Here is a 15,639-nt window from a genome sequence, read left to right as displayed (position 1 = left end):
ACCGCTGGCGCAAGGAGTACGGCGGTCTCCAAGTCGATCAGGCCAGGAAGATGAAGGACCTGGAGCGCGAGAACGCGCGGCTGCGGCGACTGGTAGCCGATCTATCCTTGGAGAAGCAGGTGTTGGCGGACGTCGCCGCGGGAAACTTGTAGCCCCCGAGCGACGCCGGCAGGCGGTCGATGGGATCCGGGAGAAGTACGGCCTCTCGGAACGTCACGCCTGCCGGATCGTCGGTCAGCACCGGGGCACGCAACGCTACGTGCCCACCGTGCTGGCCGACGAGGATGCGCTGACCCGCGCCATCATTGCCATGGCGTCCGAGTACGGGCGCTATGGCTACCGCCGCATCACCGCGCTGCTACAAGCGGACGGCTGGCAGGTGGGCAAGGATCGGGTTCAACGCATCTGGCATCGCGAGGGGCTCAAGGTCCCACAGAAGCACCGACCGCGCAGCCGCCTGTGGCTGAACGATGGATCCAGCGTGCGGCTGCGTCCGCTCCACCGCAATCACGTCTGGAGCTTCGACTTCGTCCAGGCGCGGACCCACGACGGACGCTCGCTCCGGGTCCTGACGCTGATCGACGAGCATAGCCGAGCTTGTCTGGCGCTGAAGGTGGCGCGACGCATCAACAGCGTCGGCGTGATCGAGACGCTGGCCGACGCCATGTGCCTGCACGGCATCCCGGAGCACATACGCTGCGATAATGGCCCTGAGATGATCTCCAAGGCGTTGCGCAAATGGGTCGCCAAAGCCGGAGCACAGATCCAGTACATTGCGCCGGGCTCGCCGTGGGAGAACGGGTACTGCGAGAGCTTCAATGGCAAGCTTCAGGATGAGTGCCTGAGACAAGAGATCTTCTACTCGCTGAAGGAGGCGCAGATCGTGATCGGTCTTTGGCAAACTACCTACAACCGCGTCCGGCCGCATTCGTCCCTGGGCTATCGGCCGCCCGCGCCTGTCAGCTTCCCGGATCTGGCCTTCCGGCTACCCATGGCAGCGGCCATGCAGTAGCCTCTCAATCGGCTCGGTCCAAAATACCGGTCAGGTCACCGCCGGGTTGTGGGTATGGAGCGAGCCCCGGCCACGAAGTCGAGCAAGGTTTGGACCTCCTCGCCCTGGAGCGTGACCGTGTGCTCTTCGTCCACTTCGCAGAGTGTCTTACGCTTCCTCCAGGTCTCTACCTTCAGGCTTTCATGATGCGGTTTGCCGGTGTGCCGGTCGCGCGGGACGAGCCGCGTGAAAGTCTTTCGTGATAGCTTGCCGTCCGAGAGAACGATCGTCTGCTGCGAGTGCAGATCGGGCGTCTTGCGCTCGTCGAAGTTCGTGACCGTAATCTTCACGAAGTTGCTCCTCGCCCCTTTTAAGTGAGCGCCTCCTTGGCCGTCTCGCCGCGGACGGTCGCGTGCTCCAACTTTTTTAGCGTCAGCATGGCCCTTGGAGTGTCGAGCGCGGCTCCGTTATGGCGATCAAATCTACCACAACGATGCTGATAGCGTAGGTGGGCGCCGGGTCGCCCTACTGCTTGTCCAGGACGAACCCCGCGACTACAGCCGCCAGATGTCCGAAAAGCTCAACGTCCTTCTCGACCGCCTGAAGGCTCACCAACGCGATCTCATCCTGGCGATGGCCGAGCACGACGGGATGCCCGCCGGGAGCGCCCTGCGTCAGGTCGCCGAACTGGAAAACGTGATCGCCGCCGTCGAGGCCGTGGCGGATGAGGAGCGGGGTCGGGCGCGGGGATAGGCGGGACTGCACCTGAGCACCATCCTTACCCAGAGCGATGGCACAGGCGGACTCGACAATGGGCGCCGACGATGCCTTTCAGGATCAAACCTGAGCGCCGCGCCGTTCCCAACGATCACGCGTCGAGGTGGCGCTGGGAGAGCTTCATGAACGCTGCACCTGACGGATCAGTGATCCAGCGCGAGGCGCCACGCGCCGATCTCTTGGCCTTCGAGATCAAGGACAGGATCACCAAGCCCGACATCGAGTGGATGTCCTCGATCGCCGACGAGGCGATGAAAATCCACGATAAGATCGACATGCTGCTGATCATGTCGAACTACGAAGGCTCGGACCTCGGGGCGAGGTTCGACGGCTACGCCAGCACGGTGATGGCCCGCTCAGTCGCGCACATCCGCAATTACGTCGTGGTCGGCGCGCCGTTGTTCGCCCGCGCCATGATCACGCTGTCCGGGACGGTCATGCCAGTCGAGACCAAGACGTTTGATCTAGCCGACGAGGCCGCGGCTTGGGCGTACCTCGCAGAGGCCGGACCGGCTACCGCAAGATCCTGAATGGGCTGATTGGAGATCGAAGCGAATGGCTGGTCTGAAGGATAAGCGCGGCTTCATCGACAAAGATCGCCTCGACCTCTCCGAGCGGAAGGCCGTGGAATACTGGATGAAGCGCTGGGGCGTGACGCGCGATCAGTTGGTGACTGCCCACCGCAAGGTCGGCTTGATGACCAAAGACATCGCCGCAGAGTTGGGAAAGAAGCGATAATATTCCTACCATTTGCCATCCTGGTGCGACGGTCTCCTACTTGAAGAACGTTGAGCCGTTTGTCTTTAAGTCGGGCCACCGGGCCGATGTGGCCAAGGCGATCGAGATGCATCCCCAGGCCAAGAAGCTGCTGTCCGAGAGGCGACCACGCCGGGCCTGCGGCGCACGATGGTCATGACCGCCGTCATCATGGGCTTCCCGGTTCAGGGATGAGCGAGCCGTCCGACAGGCCCGACAGGGCCGCCGTTCACCGAGCGATGGCGCGTCTCGACGGGTTGGCCCGCGGGCTCGGACCGGACGAGGCGACCACCCGCCAGATCGTCGAGGCGGTGGTCGCCGACATGCCTGATCAGCCGGAGGAGGGGCGTTTCACCGAGGCGCGCCGCCGGATGATCGTGGCGTCGGCATAGCGCATGTTTGAGGACTCGGACCCGATCGTGGAGGCTGTGACAGTGATTACGTCCCGCGGCCACATCGTCGAGCCAGACGACGACTTCGAGAAATGTCGTGTCGATGGCGGCGCATGGATCACCACTGGCGACCTGCTCGGCCTGAACGCCGGGAACGGCAAGGTGCATTAGCAGTGCCGTCCGAGAGAACCGGCGCCCGGCCACGCAAGGATACTCGCGCCATCGGCCGTGATAGAGACGAAGCCCTCTTCGGGAAAATAGACGACCTCAATCGACGAATGGGCGGGGATCAGTACCTGCCGTAGCTGCATCGGCTCGATACGCAGAGCGGGTCGCAGACTGGCGAAATCCTTTGGCAAGAGGCAAGCGAGGAGCTTGTTGCGCACATCGGGTTGCCGGAGGGGAGCCACGGATGTTCGCCAGCTAAGGGCGAGAGCACACGCTGTCCCTCAATCATCAGCGCCCTGAGTACGGCTGGCGATCAGTTCGATGCCGTAATTTTTTGACAAATACCAAGCTGAATGTCTTTATGTAAGTAATTTACAAATACAAGACATATGGGTGCGACCGCGCAGAGCGCTCAGATCGCGGAAACCTTAACCCAGGATGGTTCGGGTCGATAATATACCATCTACCCGTGCGCCATCGTCGGTTGCTCTGGAACGGATGCTGCCGCCTGGGAGCGCCGTGTGCTTCCGCCTGCCACACAAGGCGAAGCCGCCATGGCCTCGACGCTCCCCCACGCCCTCTACCCGCTCATCCGCAAACTGGAGAGCGTCACCCGCCTCTCGGATGCGGAACGACAGGCGATCGAGAGTCTGCCCGTCCGGGTGCGGACCCTCTCAGCAAGACAGGACATCGTGCGGGACGGCGACCGGGCGACCCAGTGCTGCGTCATCCTGGAAGGCTGGGCCTGTCGGTACAAGTTCGTGAGCGAGGGGCGTCGCCAGATCTTCTCGTTCCACATCGCGGGCGACATCCCAGATTTGCAGAGCCTGCTCATCCCGCTGATGGACCACACGCTTGGGACGATGACCCAAGCCACCGTCGCGTTCGTTCCGCACGAGAGCATGCACGACCTTACGGCCCGCTTCCCGAGCATCGCCGCCGCGCTCTGGCGTGACACGCTGATCGACGCGGCGATCTTCCGGGAGTGGTTGATCGCCATGGGGCGTCGCCCGGCGTTCGAGCACTTGGCCCACCTGTTCTGCGAACTGTACCTGAAGCAGGAGGCGGTCGGGCTGGCGGGTGAACACCGCTGTCCCCTGCCGATCACCCAGACCGATCTCGCGGACGCCACGGGTATGACGGCCGTGCACATCAACCGCGTATTGAAGGAGATGCGCGGTCGTGGGCTGATCACGCTGTACCGGCAGACACTGGTGGTGAAGGCGTGGGACGAGCTTGTCCGAGCCTCCGAGTTCGACGCGACCTACCTGCACTTGCAGAGGCGAGCGGCGGGATGACCCTGCGCCTCCAGCCCGTGCGTGTCGCAACCAGCAGTGAAGACAGCGACGGCCAACTCGTGTTCGTGGACGGGTTCCTCGTGGCGGTGCTGGTGCACCTGTCCGGGCAGCACGGGGCCAACGCGGGCATGTGGTTCCTAGAGGCCGGGTTCGGTCTGACCGCAGTGATGAGCGCTCCCCTGTTCCTGGACGTGGACGCGGCTCAAGATTGGATCGAGCGGCACCTTGGGACCAAGCGGATCGCGGCGGGACTGTGATGCAGCTAGGCTGGCGTCACCGATCCGTATCGTCGGCTCGCCCATCCCGGCGAGCGCCACGGGCTACGACGACGAGCGCATCACCGGCCAAGGGACGCTGCCACGCCACGACCTCGATCTAACGCAGGTAATTTAGGCGACGCTCCCCATCCGCTATGTCGGCCGAACCGGATCCATATCGGGCGGTCCCGTTGGCTGTGGGCTTTTGCCTCCGAACTCATGGCTAACGAGGTCGTACTTCGCAGAAGGAGCGTGTCGAATGGGAGACGAGTCTGCGAAGCCTCCTGAGTTCTGGGACGCGCTTGCCGAGCATGTCACCGCCAAGGTCGAGCCGGTCCTACGGCAGCACGCGCACGTGCGCCAGCCAGTGATCGTCTACTTGCGCGACCTGGAGGTCCTAGCCCGCAAGGAATGCGATAGTCGTGAGGTGATCCAGATCATCGCATCAGGACGCCGCATCCTCGGTGACCGAGAACAGGTCGGACGCCCGGACGGTCCTTTTTCGCGCACCTAGCTCATGGTCATGCGCGGATCCTTGCGATGAGGGGCGTGACCGTGGTGATCAAGGTTTGCTCTTAGGCCATGCGGCCAGAAGCGGGGTTGCCCGGCATGAACTGGGCTGGCTCAGGCACAGCCTTTGTAGCCGCCACGCTCTGCCTCCTGCCGAGCTATCTCTAGGACGCGACCACGGCCTTGGGCGCCCTAGATCTCTGACCAGAGGCGCACGAGGGCAAGATGATCGTCGGCTTCGTGGTTGGCTGGCTCGCCGAAGAATTCAGCCACCGGCACGTCAAGTGTGTGAGCGAGCCGGTTCAGCGCATTGGTGTGGCGGTTGGTGCGGAGGTCAAGCGTATCCATGGCCTCGGCAACGCACGAGATAAGCCACTGATTGCACTGTGTATTCAAAATACGGTGCGGCACATTGCTGAGCCGTCCGTCTTGGCCCCACAGCCGGATCCGATCACGGGCTGATGGCGTGTGGGATATGCCATTCGCCGACCAAGTCGAGCGAGGCGGAGTAGACCGCCGTCCCGTTCTCATCGCGCACCCGAACCGAATAGGTGCGACGATCCCGGTCCGGGGACTTATTACGCGCCATTTCCGGGAGGGCATCCAACGCCTCAATGCGCGCGGCGTCGATGCTGGGCAACTCGAAGCCCTCATTGTCCTCATGGCGGAAGTGGCCGTCGTCGGTGTCGAAGAAAAAATGCGGCATGAGATATCCGGCCTCACTCAGGCGGGAGCACTCGCATCTCTCAGCCGCTGACGCCCAAATGTTCGATCAGCGATGTGTTCAGTTCTGCCTCATCCCGAGGCTGACATTTGTAACTTGTGTTGATGAGGATTGAGATTATTTGTTCGTGGGGTGTAATGCAGATAGGTTGGGACGAAGCCGCAGAAGGCTTTCAGCCGAGCTATGTCCAGGATCTTAAGGCGACGTTTCTTGAGGACAATCAGGTCCTCCGACCTTAGGTACTGCAATGTGCGGTTCACGTGAACAGGCGTCAGACCAAGCATATCGGCGAGGTCAATCTGGGTGAGGGGCAGGGCATACTCGTCCTTCTCGGCCAAGCCGACCACGCTCAGGCGCAGCAGGAGTTCACAGAACAGGTGCGCCATCCGCTCGGCGGCTTCACGCCCTGCCAAGCCGATGAGCCACTCGCGCAGCACCGCATCATCGACGAGGGTCGCCCACCAGAGGGCATGGGCGATACGGGGATGGTTCTCGGTCAGGTCGCGGACGGTGGAACGCGGGATCTCCACCACGGTGCACGGGGTCAACGTGGCGATCGAATGGTCCATCTCATCTAGGATGGCGACATGCAGGTCGCAGAAGTCACCCGGCACCATGAGGGCTGTGATGTGGCGCTGACCCTTCGGCAGGATCTTGTAGCGACAGACGAAGCCGGAGAGGACGAGATGTACGTTCTCGGGCCGATCTCCCTCGGTGGTGAGATCCTGGCGGGCTCGGACCTGTCGGCTACGCACGCTCACGCGCCGCAACGTCTCGTGATCGCCCTCAGTTAGTCTGCCTGCGACGCTGAGCTTGCGGATCAGAGTATTGATCATGGTTCACGACGCGCCCTTCGGCGGTCGTTTCGCCCCGATCCGGGCGGCGTATCGCACCTATGCGGAACGGAATGAAAGAACCGCACACGGTGAGACGCACATCAGGGCCTCGATACTCTAACACGTGTTATATTTTCCGGTGCTCCTTGTAGTTGGGTACGGTTTCCGCCCTGCGGCTCGGCCCCGCCGCCCGATCTGATCACGGGCTGACGGGGGAGGTCGTCTATCTCACCGGCGTCCGCGTAGGGTGCCAGTATCTGGTTAGCGCACCGTGATCTGCGCTGGCTTGGCACTGTGTCGGAATAGGCCCCGCAGGAGCCGGAAGGGCAGTAGCACCAGCTTGGCCACGCTGTGAGCGGCCATGACGACGACGACGGCCAACAGGGACAGCAGAGTGTTCCGCATGCGGGGTACTCCTAGCGGCGCGATACTCGGCGGGCCGCCCCCGCCATTGTCTTCAGGAGGCGCGCTGATCGCGGCGGGACTGTGATGCAGATACCTGTGATGCGGGCGAATTCCGCAGTGACGCACAGGTCTCCTGCTCGTAACTCAGATCGATGTCGCACACGCCGAAGCGTCATGCCTACCTCGTGGCCGTAGCGCAGAAGCGCGAGGCGGTCCGTGTCTACGCGGTGCTGGCGATAACAGCGTATGAAGCGTTGGAGGCCGTGGCGTTGAACGTCCCGCCCAAGACGAAGGTGGAGATCGTCGGAAGCCTGTCGCGCGCCTTGGTGAAGCGCATCCGGCTCGTGCCGGGGGAGCTACGGCTGGTGTGACCGCGTCCGGCCGATCGGTAAGGGCCAGCGCCACTAACTCACATCGTCATCTCGGCCATCCCGGCGAGCGCCACGGGCTACGACGACGAGCGCATCATCGGCCAAGGGCCGCTGAAGATCCTTCGCTTCCGGCCAGGGCGCTGACAGCCACGTCTCCCACTCCTCCGGCTTCGTGAGGATCACCGGCATCGCCTTCGGGTGCACGGCGCCCACCTCCGCGTTCGGCTCGGTGGTCAGGAATGCATACAGGTCGTCGGTCGTCTCGCCGTCCTTCACCTTCCGCACGCTCTGCCAGCCCTCGACTAGGATGCCCGCGTAGCAGGTGAGCGGCCGATCCTCTGAAAGCGCGAACCACACGGGCGGGTGCGAGCCGTCCGCCGCCTTCTCGTTCTCGCTGAAGCTCGTGATCGGCACGAGGCAGCGATGCGCGGGCGAGAGCCAGCGGCGCCAGTGCGGCGAGCCGGTGTTCCGCACATTGGTGACGCCGGGATCGACCTTCTTGCCCTTTAAGGCGAAGGCGGGCGAGGGCATGCCCCAGCGCATCATCGACAGGGCACGGGCGCCGTCGCGTATGCGGATCACGGGCGCCGTGGTGTTCGGGAAGATGCCCGGCAGCGGCGGTAGATTGCCGGTGTCATCGTGTTCGACGCTGAACGCCTTGCCGATCTCGGACTGCGAGCGGATCAGGCTGTAGAGGTTGCACATGCAGCACGCTCGCCGGAACCGTCGTGAAGGCTCAGGTCCGCAACGTGCGTTCAAGGCCGAGGGTTAACTGGCGTACACTCTGTTTAGGTCGCCTTCACCCTGCTCAGGGGACCTTGAAACGTACCGCAGATCGCGGGCGTAATCCGCCCATGACCCACCGACGCTTCGCATCGACAAAGCCGGTGTCTCAGAGCGAGGATACGCTCGCTCACGTGTCGCAGTCTGAGTTCATCGCGGCTTGGAAAGCTATGGTCGGCGAACCGCCTGCCATGATGCTCGGAAGCCGCTCGGCGATGATCCGGCTTCTCGTGGACAGTACATCGATCGAGCCGCTGACTGGATCGCCCACATGCCCAACCGGCGCATGTCGATCATCCCAGGAGGTTCTGGATTAGCTCCTCGTGCATGCGGCTGAGCGCGATGGATCGCTCGATCTCGCTCAGGACGTGCTCGGCATAGATCCGCGCGGGCGAGCCTTGGGCAAGGCCGGACAGGAAGCGCATCTGCTGCTCGCGACGTTCCTCAGCCTCGGCAACCTGCCGCCCAGCCTGGAGGAGCGGGTCGTGCAGGAGTGCATCCGAATGAGAGAGCGTGGTCGTCACGAGGGTATCCATAGCTTTGACCCGCCCGAGCCATCTGATCACGGGCTGGCGGGCCTTGATGCCGTTCCGCACGGCGACGGGGCCAAGTACGCGATGTGGCCTTAGGATGCACGTTGATCCCGGACGGTTAGCAGAGCCTCAACGATGGCTTCCGTGCAGATCCCTGACCGGGAACGGCACAATCAGGCTTGCGACGAAGATCGACATCGCGCTGATCGTGAGGTGTAACGACACTCTACCACCGCCCGCGTCTTGCCTTTTCGATGGGTGATGGCTCGACCTCATCCATCCAGCCGCTGCCAAGGAGCGCCGATGCGATCTCGATCACGGCTTTACCCACCTGTCGAAGGCATCCGTGCTGAAAGGTTCGACGAATTGAACGGCGACGCCATCCTCGATCGCCCGCACGACGGTGGCGTAGCGGCCCGCGACCCGTAACAGGGTGCCGACGAACAGACCGGGGTTGGGCCGTAGGACGATCGCGGCCCCCGAGAGGGAGATGTCCAGGATCGTTCCGATGAAAGTAACCGTCTCCGCGAGCTTGATTTCAACTGCGGGGTGGAGGGGGACGATGCGAGGTGCGCGGCGCAGTTGCGCGGCACGAACCGCATGCGCGGCGTGCCAATCCAGCCGCGCGGCCACCTTTTCCCGGCGACTCTCGCGTACCATGAAGTCCACCAAGATCCCCCGTGGAGTGATCTCGTTGACCTTGCCGACCAGGATACCGACATTGTCGAGGGAGCAGACGACGACCTGACCGGGGGATATCTTTCCCTTGAGGCTGATCTCGCCCCGCAACGGCGAGCGCATCACCGCGGTACACGATACCTCCTCCCCATCGGGCAGGAGCGCACGTCCAGCGATCGGGTCGATATCATCTTTTGATGACGCGCCATGCGATCGCGCGCGACCTTGAGGGTCGGACCTATCCCGGACTGAACCGCTATTGAGCATGGCTTTGCAGAGCGACGGAGGATCACGGGCTGGGAAACCTTGCACATGCCGTGTGCTGATCCCGGCGTCTTGTTGCAGGATGTTTCGTGCTCCTTAAAGATCAATTAAAGGTGCTGACCTCAGGTTATATGTGACCACCTATAATTTTGTATGCAAATAAAAATCGCGACTAGCTGTCCGGTAGCGTCGTAAGTAATCGTTCAACACCCCGGAATAAAGATGTTGGACTTTAGGCCATATTTCTCGGTCTTGCGATACATGAAAAATCCGGGGGCCTTACCGCGGCTTCATGTCGATCCGAAGGGGCGACGGCTCGAATTCGGCTGTTGGGATCTTCGGCACCCGCATCTCGACCGAGAGGGGAGAAGCCGCGGTGCCGAAGACGCATGACCTGGGTTATCGCCGCCGGTCCATTCTGAACGCCCGCGCTGTGCAGTCTCGTCCTTGACGCTGAACGGGTCGTTCTTCCACATCGGCCAGCGCCTTCCTCAGCATCAAGTAGATCGTCATGGCGAGGGTTGTCGCTGGACGGACGATCTACTTGCTGCCCGCGACCGTATTGCAACCTTCTAGATCGGTTCGGTCAAGGAAAAGGTGATCCAAGGCGAACTTCGGATCGGCGTGTCTAATATCAGCCTACTCAAGTGCATATGAAGCAAATAATTCAGTTGCGACATAACCGTGTGATCTTCACCGAGAGCATCTCGATTTGCCTTGGCGGCATCCGATTTCGGCAAAATTCGGCTTGGTTTCACAGGCGGCGTGAAAGGCGCTCTGTCACTCTCGAACGTGGGCCACTCGAACTGTGACCGCATGCTCCTTGCTCAAGGGATCAATTAGGCCGCAGAAGGACCCCAGGCGATCACCCCAGACCCGATCGCACATAGCTGGGTGTGAAGAGCGTGATTGATACCAGCTTCAGCGATCGGCGCCAGCACGCACTCGCCAGCTTTAACATCCTCGACACGGAAGCCGAGGCAGAGTTCGACGAGATCGTGCAGGCCGCATCCGCCGCCTGCAGCACGCCCGTCTCGCTGATCTCCCTGCTCGACATCGACCGGCAATGGTTCAAAGCTGCGATCGGGTTCGGCCCACGGGAGACACCACTCGCCTCATCTATCTGCGCCTACACGGCCGAACAGCGCGACGTATTCGAGATACGGGACACCACCCAGGATCCACGTACCTCTAACAATCCGCTGGTGACTGGCGCACCGCATGTGCGCTTCTACGCGGGCGTACCGTTGGTGACCGCCGAGGGTGTGTCCATCGGCGCCTTATGCGTGCTCGACATCAAGCCCAACCGGCTCACTACCTCGCAGGCGCTGATCCTGCGCACGCTGGCACATCAGGCCATGACCGTGCTGGAACTGCGTAAGGCCCTCAAAGAGCGTCGCGAGAGCGATCGTCGCAACGCAGCCATCCTGGAGAGCGCGATCGACTACGGCATCATCACGATGGATCTGAACGGCCGCGTCACAAGCTGGAACGCGGGGGCCGAGTGGATCCTCGGGTGGAGCGAGGCCGACATGCTCGGGTGCCACGCCGACGTGTTCTTCACCGAGGCTGACGACCGCGAACAGATTGCTGAGAAGGAGATGGGCGCCGCCTTGCTGCACGGGCGAGGGCAGGACGAGCGCTGGCACCTGCGTAAAGATGGCACGACGTTCTGGGCCAATGGCGAGATGATGCCGCTGAATGACGAGAACGGCAAACCTGAGGGGTTTATCAAGATCCTGCGCGACCGCACCGAGCAGCGCCTCGCCGCCGAACGGCAGCGCGCCGACGCCGACTTCATGCGCAGCGTGCTGGCTTCCTCCGCCGACTGCATCAAGGTGCTCGACCTCGACACAAAGCTGACGTTCATGAGCGAAGGCGGCATGAAGGTGATGGAGGTCGGCGACTTCAACGAGATCAAGGGCTGCCCATGGCCGGATTTCTGGCAGGGCCATGGCAATGCGGACGCCAAGGCGGCGGTGTGGGCGGCGCTCGCAGGGGGCGTCGGGCACTTCCAGGGGGCGGCTGATACCTTCAAGGGTACGCCCAAGTGGTGGGACGTGCAGGTGACACCAATCCTGAATGCGGACGGGCGGCCGGAGAAGATCCTGTCCGTCTCCCGCGACATCACCGAGCAGAAAACCGTCGAGCGGCTACTGGCGGTCAGCGAGGAGCGCTGGCGCGGGCTGTTCGCCGGGATGCAGGAGGGTTTCCACAGCGCGGAACTGATCCGCGACGCCGATGGCCGGGCGGTGGACTATCGGTTCCTGGAGGTGAACCCGGCATTTGCCGCACTGACCGGCCTGTCGGCCGACAGTGCCGGGCGCACGATACGCGAACTGATCCCTGACATCCCGCAGTGGTTGATCGACACCTACGCCCACATAGTTGAGACCGGCGAGCCCGCGACGTTCGAAATTCACGTCCCCGAGTTGCACCGCACGTTCGAGGTGAGGGCGCGCAAGCAGTGCGATCAGCAGTTCGCGGCCCTGTTCCTGGAGATCTCGGAGCGCAAGCGGGCTGAGGCGCGCCGTGCGGCGATAACCGAACTAGGCGACCGCTTGCGTGACGTGGGGGACAAAGCGGAGATCAGCCGGATCGCCGCTGAGATCATGGGGCGAACGCTTGGGCTGAGCCACGCGGGCTACGGCCAAGTCGAACCCGAAGCGGAGACTATCCTGGTGGCCCAGGAGTGGACTGCTCCGGGCCTCGTGAGCATCGCCGGGCACCATCAGTTCCGCGACTACGGTTCGTTCATCGAAGACCTCAAGGCGGGGCACGATGTCGTCATCGGCGATACCGGCGACGATCCTCGAACCGCGGCGGATGCCGAGGCCCTGGCCGCGATCAGCACGCGCGCGTTGCTCAACCTGCCGGTACTGGAGCACGGTCGGTTCGTCGCCTTGTTCTATGCCGTGAGGGCTGAGCCGGTGGCGTGGTCGCGGGACGACATCGCCTTCGTTCGCAACATCGCCGATCGAACCCGATCGGCGGTTGCGCGGGCCGAGGCGGAGGAGCAGCAGCGCATCCTCAACCTCGAACTGAGCCATCGTCTGAAGAACACCTTCGCCCTTGTGCAGTCGATCGCCTCACAGACCCTGCGCAACGCTGACGATCTGGTAGAGGCACGGGATGCGCTGGCCGCTCGACTGATTGCCCTGGGTAAGGCGCATGACATCCTGTTGACCGGGAGCAAGGACCGCGCGCCGATCACCGCGATCATCGACGGCGCGCTGACACTGCACCAGGATGCGGAGACGCGGTTTCAACGCAGCGGACCCGAGTTACCGCTCGGCCCGTCCGCCGCCTTGGCACTCGGGCTCATCCTGCACGAGTTGGCCACCAACGCGACTAAGTACGGAGCGCTGAGCCGTCCGGCGGGCTACGTCGCGCTGGACTGGACGATCCAGGGTGAAGGCACAGAGGCGATGCTTCACCTCGCTTGGACCGAGCATGGTGGACCGCCGGTAACGCCACCGAGCCGCAAGGGGTTCGGCTCGCGCCTGATCCAGCGCGGATTGGCCGGTGGGAGTGTCGAGATCTTCTATCTTGTCGAGGGTGTCGTCTGCACCCTCGCCTCGTCATTGGCGAGTCTTAAGGCAGGGACGTGATCCCTGCGCGAGAACGGTCTGGACCTTCTCGATGGGTTGAGACTTGAGGCGGATGGAGACAGCGATGCCCACTGCCCCTTACGCCTTGATCGTCGAAGACGAGGGACTGATCCGCATGGACGCGGTCGATATCTTGGAACAGGCGGGGTTCCGGACCCTGGAGGCTAGAACGGGCGATGAGGCCCACGAACTGCTGCGCCAACATCACCGGGATGTCGTCCTATTGTTTTCCGATGTTGAGATGCCCGGCTCGCGGAACGGTTTCGCCCTCGCGCGCGAGACGGCGCAAACATACCCGCACATCTCCATCGTCGTCGCGTCCGGTCGAGTAATACCCGGTCCTGGCGACTTACCAGAGGGGGCACGGTTCATTGCCAAACCTTTCAGTGCGCAGATCGTCCACCATCATGTGCAGGAAGTCATGCCAGATGAGTACAAGCCCGCGGCGCTCAAGTAGCAGGTCAGCATCTTAGTGCTCATCCCACCGCCGTGCGGTCCGTGCGGGGGTGATATTGCTGTTCATCGATGCGAGCCCTCCGGTGAGAAGTATGGATATCGGATATGCCCTCATCAACCAAACTCCGACTGGCGGTGCTACGACAGCGTTGTCTAGGCCCTTCGAGGTGCAATTTTCTATAACGATCTTCGAGGCGACGACTTCATCTTCTCGGTCCTGTCGTCGGCCTCCAGGTCGTCTTCTACACCCCACTCGGTCACGACGATCTCGTCCTGACAATTCAGCAGGTCGAGGACGACGAAGTGATCGCCATCTCTTCGGGCGTATCACGAGAATTCCGGGGCGTTGGGAGGGTCTCATCGGCTCCGAGGTCCTGCGGGCGAATTCCACGCAACGGCCGCCCACGCGCGTCTGAGCGCATCTGCGGGGCGTTCTACTCCCTGTTGATCTCACCCTTGGCACCAAGAAGATCGAGACGACTTCGTGCGGTCGGGAGGGCGTGGGCGACCCCGTCGAGGCGTGCGATCTTTTGATTGTACCCGAGGGTCGGTACTGGATCGTCAGCACAACGATGATCTTCGTGCGTATCGAGGGGTAGGCGCGGCAGGCGCGCCCACCCGCTCGCGACGGCGCGCTTGAGCAGCCCGAGATCCTCGGGCCGCTCTACCACGCCGCCGGGCTGCGCCACGATCTTGTGCTCGAAGATCGTGCGCGATCTGCACGAGGAAATTGATCGGACGAGATCGCGCACGTCATGTTTGTCGTGCCTGCGGCTCCGGGAGACGGACTGAGGCGGATCCAAGACCTCAAACTCCGCTAGGAAATACCTTTCATATATAGGTCCTTTCGTAACGCATTTTCTTCATCACACCGCCCCGTCTGAGCTACGAAGGGCGCATATTCGAGACGAGACATACTTCGTGCAGCAAATCGATTTCGTGAATGCGCCCGGCGGCGCGGGTAAGACCCACAGCGCAACCGACAACATGAAGGCGCGCGTTGTCCGGGGCGAGAAGATCATCCTCGTCCAGTTGATCAACCGGCTGATCTGCGAGACCGTCGAGACCACGTTCACGCGCCTCGGCATCGACCCGAGCCACGTCACCGAGATCTCCGAACGCACGCGGCCGGACGGCGGCATCACCAAGGCCGTGATCGACCACATCAACAACGCGGTCGAGGGCCGCGGCGAGATCCTGGTGATCACCCACGCCGCCTTCGTCCGCCTCGCGGAGATGTACGCCTCGTTCCGAGATCGTTGGACCGTGATCATCGACGAGGCCCTGGACGTGCAGGAAGCGTTCTCCTTCAAGCTGCCGGACACGCATACTTTCGTGACGGAGCACTTGGAGATCACGCGTTCGATCGACCCGAGCTATTGGGCGATCGGCAAGAAGATCGGTTCGCGGAAGCTCGACGACATCGCGCGCAACCGCGGCCGGGACGAGGTCTACGAGCGCATGCAGCCGTTCGCGGCGGCCGTCGTGTCGAAACACCGGGTCGTCTACGTCCAGGCGGCCCGGTACAACGCCCTCATCACCGAAGCCGATGTGCACAATGTCCCGCGCCGGTTGGATGCCTTCTCGGTCCTCAACCCTTCCGTGCTCAAGGGCTGGCGACAGGTCATCATCATGGCGGCGAATTTCGCCGACACCTTGATGTACCTCCTGTGGTCACGCATGTGGGCCTGACCTGACCGGTATTTTGGACCGAGCCGATTGAGAGGCTACTGCATGGCCGCTGCCATGGGTAGCCGGAAGGCCAGATCCGGGAAGCTGACAGGCGCGGGCGGCCGATAGCCCAGGGACGAATGCGGCCGGACGCGGTT

Annotated in this window: 23 protein-coding genes; 15 read left to right on the top strand and 8 right to left on the bottom strand. The window is 62.7% G+C overall.

What is annotated here, in order from left to right; translation table 11 throughout:
* Together MKK65_RS11985 and MKK65_RS11980 are read left to right on the top strand one after the other, a co-directional pair.
* The coding region (locus tag MKK65_RS11985) for a transposase (protein ID WP_243957927.1) at positions 1–152 on the top strand (152 nt) is incomplete at its 5' end.
* Positions 104–1,012 (top strand): IS3 family transposase, encoded by a 909-nt coding sequence (locus MKK65_RS11980; protein WP_243957926.1) that lies wholly within the window; start codon positions 104–106, stop codon positions 1,010–1,012. The genes MKK65_RS11985 and MKK65_RS11980, both read left to right, overlap by 49 nt.
* A gap of 35 nt (positions 1,013–1,047) precedes the next feature.
* Here MKK65_RS11980 and MKK65_RS11975 read toward each other — a convergent pair whose 3' ends face one another.
* Positions 1,048–1,341: a hypothetical protein gene (locus MKK65_RS11975; RefSeq protein ID WP_243957920.1), complete on the bottom strand. Its 294-nt coding sequence runs from the start codon at positions 1,339–1,341 to the stop codon at positions 1,048–1,050.
* A 217-nt stretch (positions 1,342–1,558) separates the two neighbouring features.
* Here MKK65_RS11975 and MKK65_RS11970 point away from each other — a divergent pair, with 217 nt between their 5' ends.
* From MKK65_RS11970 to MKK65_RS11930, 9 genes are all read left to right on the top strand, one after another.
* Positions 1,559–1,744, top strand: a complete 186-nt coding sequence (locus MKK65_RS11970; protein ID WP_243957918.1) for a hypothetical protein — start codon at positions 1,559–1,561, stop codon at positions 1,742–1,744.
* Positions 1,745–1,890: 146 nt separating this feature from the next.
* Positions 1,891–2,298, top strand: coding sequence for an STAS/SEC14 domain-containing protein (locus tag MKK65_RS11965; protein ID WP_243957916.1), 408 nt, complete (start codon positions 1,891–1,893; stop codon positions 2,296–2,298).
* Positions 2,299–2,323: 25 nt separating this feature from the next.
* Complete coding sequence (locus MKK65_RS11960) at positions 2,324–2,506, top strand: DUF3606 domain-containing protein (protein WP_243946934.1); 183 nt, start codon at positions 2,324–2,326, stop codon at positions 2,504–2,506.
* A gap of 209 nt (positions 2,507–2,715) precedes the next feature.
* Positions 2,716–2,916: a hypothetical protein gene (locus MKK65_RS11955; RefSeq protein ID WP_243957915.1), complete on the top strand. Its 201-nt coding sequence runs from the start codon at positions 2,716–2,718 to the stop codon at positions 2,914–2,916.
* Between the two features lie 3 nt (positions 2,917–2,919).
* Positions 2,920–3,087 (top strand): hypothetical protein, encoded by a 168-nt coding sequence (locus tag MKK65_RS11950; protein ID WP_243957914.1) that lies wholly within the window; start codon positions 2,920–2,922, stop codon positions 3,085–3,087.
* Positions 3,088–3,638: 551 nt separating this feature from the next.
* Positions 3,639–4,382, top strand: coding sequence for a Crp/Fnr family transcriptional regulator (locus tag MKK65_RS11945; RefSeq protein WP_243957913.1), 744 nt, complete (start codon positions 3,639–3,641; stop codon positions 4,380–4,382).
* Positions 4,379–4,639, top strand: coding sequence for a hypothetical protein (locus MKK65_RS11940; protein ID WP_243957912.1), 261 nt, complete (start codon positions 4,379–4,381; stop codon positions 4,637–4,639). The genes MKK65_RS11945 and MKK65_RS11940 overlap by 4 nt, the downstream gene beginning before the upstream one ends.
* 259 nt (positions 4,640–4,898) lie before the next feature.
* Complete coding sequence (locus MKK65_RS11935) at positions 4,899–5,153, top strand: hypothetical protein (RefSeq protein ID WP_243957911.1); 255 nt, start codon at positions 4,899–4,901, stop codon at positions 5,151–5,153.
* A gap of 221 nt (positions 5,154–5,374) precedes the next feature.
* Entirely contained in the window at positions 5,375–5,611 is a 237-nt protein-coding gene (locus tag MKK65_RS11930; RefSeq protein WP_243957910.1) for a hypothetical protein, read from the top strand.
* Here the strand turns inward: MKK65_RS11930 and MKK65_RS11925 are convergent.
* From MKK65_RS11925 to MKK65_RS11915, 3 genes are all read right to left on the bottom strand, one after another.
* Positions 5,601–5,855, bottom strand: a complete 255-nt coding sequence (locus MKK65_RS11925) for a DUF6894 family protein (protein ID WP_243957909.1) — start codon at positions 5,853–5,855, stop codon at positions 5,601–5,603. The two genes, MKK65_RS11930 and MKK65_RS11925, sit on opposite strands and share 11 nt — an antisense overlap.
* Positions 5,856–5,944: 89 nt before the next feature.
* The gene (locus tag MKK65_RS11920; RefSeq protein WP_243957908.1) at positions 5,945–6,709 is read right to left on the bottom strand and encodes a Crp/Fnr family transcriptional regulator; all 765 of its coding nucleotides are present in this window, start codon (positions 6,707–6,709) and stop codon (positions 5,945–5,947) included.
* 261 nt (positions 6,710–6,970) lie between these two features.
* Positions 6,971–7,114 carry a hypothetical protein gene (locus MKK65_RS11915; protein ID WP_243957906.1) on the bottom strand — a complete coding sequence of 48 codons (144 nt, stop codon included), beginning with the start codon at positions 7,112–7,114 and terminating at the stop codon, positions 6,971–6,973.
* 152 nt (positions 7,115–7,266) lie between these two features.
* Here MKK65_RS11915 and MKK65_RS11910 point away from each other — a divergent pair, with 152 nt between their 5' ends.
* A complete protein-coding gene (locus MKK65_RS11910; RefSeq protein WP_243957905.1) occupies positions 7,267–7,485 on the top strand; it encodes a hypothetical protein in 219 nt (72 codons plus the stop codon).
* Between the two features lie 33 nt (positions 7,486–7,518).
* On the opposite strand, the gene MKK65_RS11905 is transcribed toward MKK65_RS11910, so the two are convergent.
* The 3 genes from MKK65_RS11905 to MKK65_RS11895 form a co-directional block, all read right to left on the bottom strand.
* Positions 7,519–8,190, bottom strand: a complete 672-nt coding sequence (locus MKK65_RS11905) for an SOS response-associated peptidase (protein ID WP_243957904.1) — start codon at positions 8,188–8,190, stop codon at positions 7,519–7,521.
* 371 nt (positions 8,191–8,561) lie between these two features.
* Positions 8,562–8,792, bottom strand: a complete 231-nt coding sequence (locus MKK65_RS11900; protein WP_243957903.1) for a hypothetical protein — start codon at positions 8,790–8,792, stop codon at positions 8,562–8,564.
* A 324-nt stretch (positions 8,793–9,116) separates the two neighbouring features.
* Complete coding sequence (locus tag MKK65_RS11895) at positions 9,117–9,602, bottom strand: PilZ domain-containing protein (protein WP_243957924.1); 486 nt, start codon at positions 9,600–9,602, stop codon at positions 9,117–9,119.
* A gap of 1,046 nt (positions 9,603–10,648) precedes the next feature.
* Here MKK65_RS11895 and MKK65_RS11890 point away from each other — a divergent pair.
* Positions 10,649–13,354, top strand: coding sequence for a PAS domain-containing protein (locus MKK65_RS11890; RefSeq protein WP_243957902.1), 2,706 nt, complete (start codon positions 10,649–10,651; stop codon positions 13,352–13,354).
* A 64-nt stretch (positions 13,355–13,418) separates the two neighbouring features.
* Positions 13,419–13,811 (top strand): response regulator, encoded by a 393-nt coding sequence (locus MKK65_RS11885; protein WP_243957901.1) that lies wholly within the window; start codon positions 13,419–13,421, stop codon positions 13,809–13,811.
* Positions 13,812–14,244: 433 nt separating this feature from the next.
* Here the strand turns inward: MKK65_RS11885 and MKK65_RS11880 are convergent, their stop codons facing one another.
* Complete coding sequence (locus MKK65_RS11880) at positions 14,245–14,562, bottom strand: hypothetical protein (protein WP_243957900.1); 318 nt, start codon at positions 14,560–14,562, stop codon at positions 14,245–14,247.
* 169 nt (positions 14,563–14,731) lie between these two features.
* Here MKK65_RS11880 and MKK65_RS11875 point away from each other — a divergent pair, with 169 nt between their 5' ends.
* Positions 14,732–15,502, top strand: a complete 771-nt coding sequence (locus tag MKK65_RS11875; protein ID WP_243957899.1) for a hypothetical protein — start codon at positions 14,732–14,734, stop codon at positions 15,500–15,502.
* Positions 15,503–15,639 lie beyond the last annotated feature (137 nt).

This window comes from Methylobacterium sp. J-001 (assembly GCF_022829565.1).
Taxonomy (GTDB): domain Bacteria; phylum Pseudomonadota; class Alphaproteobacteria; order Rhizobiales; family Beijerinckiaceae; genus Methylobacterium.
The sequence above is the reverse complement of the archived record's forward strand: the minus strand, read 5'-3'. Positions and strand labels throughout refer to the sequence as shown.